The 4447-nt window shown below is 48.5% G+C and carries 4 protein-coding genes and 2 pseudogenes; 1 reads left to right on the top strand and 5 read right to left on the bottom strand.

The annotated features are described in order from the left end of the window. Positions 1-499, top strand: a pseudogene (locus ACLQ6D_RS14610) (IS30 family transposase); the annotation flags it as partial. Positions 500-525: 26 nt separating this feature from the next. On the opposite strand, the gene bioD reads toward ACLQ6D_RS14610, so the two are convergent. From bioD to ACLQ6D_RS14585, 5 genes and pseudogenes are all read right to left on the bottom strand, one after another. Continuing rightward, positions 526-1200 (bottom strand): dethiobiotin synthase, encoded by a 675-nt coding sequence (gene bioD / locus ACLQ6D_RS14605; RefSeq protein ID WP_411728046.1) that lies wholly within the window; start codon positions 1198-1200, stop codon positions 526-528. 20 nt (positions 1201-1220) lie between these two features. After that, the gene (gene bioC, locus ACLQ6D_RS14600) at positions 1221-2006 is read right to left on the bottom strand and encodes a malonyl-ACP O-methyltransferase BioC (RefSeq protein WP_411728045.1); all 786 of its coding nucleotides are present in this window, start codon (positions 2004-2006) and stop codon (positions 1221-1223) included. Positions 2007-2025: 19 nt separating this feature from the next. Beyond that, positions 2026-2793 carry a pimeloyl-ACP methyl ester esterase BioH gene (gene bioH / locus ACLQ6D_RS14595; protein WP_411728044.1) on the bottom strand — a complete coding sequence of 256 codons (768 nt, stop codon included), beginning with the start codon at positions 2791-2793 and terminating at the stop codon, positions 2026-2028. Beyond that, positions 2790-3938, bottom strand: a complete 1149-nt coding sequence (gene bioF / locus ACLQ6D_RS14590) for an 8-amino-7-oxononanoate synthase (RefSeq protein ID WP_411728043.1) — start codon at positions 3936-3938, stop codon at positions 2790-2792. The genes bioH and bioF overlap by 4 nt, the downstream gene beginning before the upstream one ends. An 11-nt stretch (positions 3939-3949) precedes the next feature. Continuing rightward, positions 3950-4447 (bottom strand): annotated as a pseudogene (locus ACLQ6D_RS14585) (biotin synthase); the annotation flags it as partial.

Below are 4447 nucleotides of genomic sequence, written 5' to 3'. Positions count from 1 at the left end.
CCTGGTCACTGGGAAGGTGACTTGGCCAAAGGGAAAGGCAACCGCCCAGCGGTAGGCGCGACCGTAGAAATAACCACGTCGTTTACGGTATTGGCCAAGATGGGGAATGCGGGTGCTGAACCTGCATTACAGGGCTTTAGCCATGCCCTTGACCGGTATTGGAGCCCAGAAGCGCTTGTCGATGACCTATGGCCAAGGCAGGGAAATGGCGGCACATGCCAGGTTGACTGGGCAGACGGGCGTCAAAGTGTACGTTGCCGACCCACATGGCCCTTGGCGGCGCGGCATTAACGAAAACACCAACGGGTCACTTCGGCAGTACCTGCCCAAAGGGGAAGGCTTAAGCGTGTCCACCCAAGAAGATTTAGATGCGATCGCGTGGAAGCTAAACGCCCGGCCACGCAAATCGTTAGGTTTCAAATGCCCTGCTGAATTGTTTACACCAGACGCATTTGATTTTAAGCAGCATCATGCCGTGATATTTGCACTTCAACCTTGAAACCGCCAAGTTAAAAACCCTTGAAATCAATAAATTAAATTCCTAAGCGAAAAATTCATTGCTAACACCTTAAAATCAGGGGCATCCATATAAGGCAACACGCCCAAAAGCGGTACGTCCAACATTTTTTTTATGGTGGATACAATCTCTTTAGGGTACATCGTATTAGCATCCGTACATACCGCTATCCAGCCAGCGCAGGAAACCCTGTCACTTTTTATCGCCTGATACGTTAGTTTTGCATGATTGATGCAACCGAGCTTAACAGCTACCACCATTAGCACAGGCAACTCTAATACAACCGCAAGATCGCTGTTATCCTGATTTTCATTGAGCGGAGAATACCAGCCGCCAGCGCCTTCAACCAGGATTACCTGGGCTTGTCCTTTTATGGCATTAAATATATTAACAATCACATCCAGTTCGACCGGGTTATCCTTACCTGCGATATGGGGGGAAACCGGAAGCGCAAAGGCGTAAGGATTAACCGAACGATAATCCAGCCTTACCGTAGCATTTTCTTGTAACAAGAGCGCATCCGCATTGACCAATCTCCCATCCTTGGCAATGCAACCGGAAGCCACTGGCTTCAAGCCGATAACCGATTTTCCTTTACCTTTAAAATACCGCATCAAGGCCACTGTAGCCCAGGTTTTTCCTACGTTGGTGTCTGTTCCGGTAATAAAGTAGCCTTGTCCCATGATTAAACCTGTTAAACCAGCTACGCCCTAACCGCAACCATAAGAACCTCAAAGGTCGCCGGAACCAGGTCATTTTCATCTTGCTTTTGGTAGGCACAGATCATGCGCTGCATAGCTGCCTTACTGGTAAACTGTTTATTGCATCCCGCCATTACAGTGCGTGCGCCTAGCTGTTTTAACTCAGTCATCAACTCCCAAACTGATTCATACGTTGAAACATAAGAACAGATTTCTAGCTCGACCTGTTGAAAACCGGCTTGGTTAAGAAAATCAGTTAACTGCGTTCCGCTGTAAAAAGTATTCACATGCGTGTAATCATCGACTTCACCCCAAGCGCTTTTTAACTCATGCAGGGTAGAAGACCCAAAGATTGTGAAAAAAAATCGGCCTTCTGGCTTCAATATCCGTTTAACGTCACTAAAGACCTTCTCAAGATTGTCACACCACTGGAAGGCAAGATTGGATATGAGCAAATCCACAGATCGTGGCTGGAACGGCAAAAATTCCGCATCCGCGCAAAGATAAGCGACTGAACAGTTGTTTTTCAGTTTGTTACGGGCTATTTGCAACATCGGCACAGCAATGTCCATTGCGACAACCTGTTCCGGTGTACAGATTTTTTGTCCCAGAAATTCATTGATTAAAAAACCTGTACCACACCCTAAATCGACTACTGTATCAAGTTGGCCGATAACTTCTATACGCTGCAATAAGGTTCTGCCAACATTTCGTTGCAATAGCGCCACGCTGTCATACGATGCCGAAGCAGTCGCAAACGATTGTTTTATCCTGGTTTTTACCAGCATGGTCATTTATCCATAAAGATCACTGATCCATAAAATGGCATACTGCTTTCACTACAGCCTGTTGATGCGATAAAAACGGTACATGTCCTGCCCTTTCAATAACTGTCAAATCGATTCCCGGCAGTAAGCCCTGCATTTTTCCAGCTACAGCGATGGGAACCAAAGTGTCCAGTTCCCCCAAAATTACGGCAACGGGTATTTTCAGGCTGGCAAATTCCGCCGTTAAATCAGCCTGTTTAAGGATGTTTAATCCTTCTTGCAATGTTTGCGGATCAGGCGCTGGACTTTCAAAAACCAAGGCCTTTAATTCTTGTAAGGCGACTTTCTGGTCAACTAAATCTGTAACCTGAAGCGACAGAAACCGGAGCAATGTCGTTTGGCTGTCTTGTTTCAAGCTTTCCGCGAAACTGTCGAGAACCTGTCTGTCCATACCCGGCCACAAACCTTTCTGAACAAAACACGGGGTCCCGGCAAGAAAAACCAGGCTATTAACCCGCTCGGGAAACCGACGGGCAATCTCCAGCACGACTTCAGCCCCAAGTGACCAGCCTAACCAGCAATTATTGACATCAGCGACGGCATCAACCAGCGCTTTACTAACCGTTTCAAGCGTAAAAGGCATGATAGCCTCGCTGCGCCCATGCCCAGGCAAATCAATCAAGGTCACTTGATAGAATTTTGCCAACTCCTTGGCAAACAAACGCCAAATTCCGCTGTGCATTGCCCAGCCGTGGACTAGTGCTATGGGTTTGCCCTGTCCGAAAGTTTCAGTATGGATTTTTGTCATGCTAATACTTTGGCAAGCGCATCCAATAATTGGTCGATTTGGTGTTCTTCATGCTGGGCGGAAAAAGTCACCCTCAGCCTTGCGCCATCTAAAGGCACCGTAGGCGGCCTGATCGCACTTACAAGAAAGCCGCTATCAAATAAGGCATTGCTGGCAGTGACTGCTTTTTCGGAATGACCGACCCTAATAGGCTGGATAGGCGAAGATGAAGCCATCAATGGTAAACCCAACTCCCCGGCACCTGCCCTGAAACGCCCGGTCAGTTTTCTGAGCTTTTCCCTTCGCCAGTTTTCCGTCCGAACAATTTTTAAGCTGGTGCGCGTGGCTTCCGCTATTACTGCGGGTAAAGCGGTGGTATAGATGTAGGTTCGGGCTTTTTGCAGCAAGGTTTCAATCACTTCTTCGGAACCGGCGACAAAGGCGCCAAACGTACCGAATGCCTTACCTAACGTACCTACCAACACCTGCACATCGTTTTGCTTCAAGTCCATTTGTTCGAGGATGCCCCCCCCGCGATCACCTAAAACCCCTATCCCGTGGGCATCATCCACCATCAACCAAGCCGAATGTTTTCTTGCAACGGCTGATAGTACTCGCAAAGGCGCAGTATCGCCGTCCATGCTGAATACGCCATCTGTAACTATGAGCTTACTGCCCACGACCTTATCTAAAATATTGTCGAGATGATCGGGATCGGCATGGGCATAGCGCTTAAATTTAGCGCCTGACAGCAAACCGCCATCCAGCAAGGAAGCGTGGTTCAATCGGTCTTCAAACACCGTATCGCCCCGCCCGACCAAGGCTGAAATAACGCCCATATTAGCCATGTAACCTGTGGAAAACAACAACGCCCGATTACGTCCGGTAAATTCCGCCAGTTCTTCTTCCAAGGCATGGTGCGTGCTGCTGTGGCCACAAATCAAATGGGCGGAACCGCTGCCTACACCAAACCTCTCCACTGCGGACTTGAAAGCTGTTACCACATCAGGATGATTAGCTAACCCTAAGTAATCATTGCTGCAAAAATTGATGACAGCCTTGCCGTCACAAATCAGGTTAACGCCTTGCGGGGATTCGATAATTCGTCTGGAACGGTATAACCCTTGCTGTGCCAATGTACCAAGGTTGGCGGCCAAATCGAACAACGGAACCGCCTTTAGTTATACGTCGATGCGCTCATGTTCACCCCTAAACGCTCAAATAAATCTTGGTCATGGTTAGTCATGGGGTTATCGGTCGTGAGCAGTTTCTCGCCATAAAAAATCGAGTTGGCTCCCGCCAAGAAACACAGAGCCTGCATCTCATCACTCATGTTATTGCGCCCTGCAGACAGCCGCACACGGGATTGGGGCATCATAATCCGTGCCACCGCAAGCGTCCTGATGAACATAAAAGGGTCTAGCTCTTCAGTGCCCATGAGCGGTGTGCCTTCAACCTGAACCAGCATATTGACAGGCACACTTTCCGGGTGCTTAGGCATATTGGCCAGTTCGATCAGCAGCTTGGCCCGGTCAACATCGCTTTCACCCATGCCGACAATGCCACCACAACACACATTGATACCCGCATCCCTCACTCTTGCCAGCGTGTCCAAACGATCCTGATAAGTACGGGTCGTAATAATCTCAGAATAATAGTCCTCCGAGGTATCCAG

The sequence above is a fragment of the Methyloglobulus sp. genome (assembly GCF_046714055.1).
Classification (GTDB): Bacteria; Pseudomonadota; Gammaproteobacteria; order Methylococcales; family Methylomonadaceae; genus Methyloglobulus.
The sequence above is the reverse complement of the archived record's forward strand: the minus strand, read 5'-3'. Positions and strand labels throughout refer to the sequence as shown.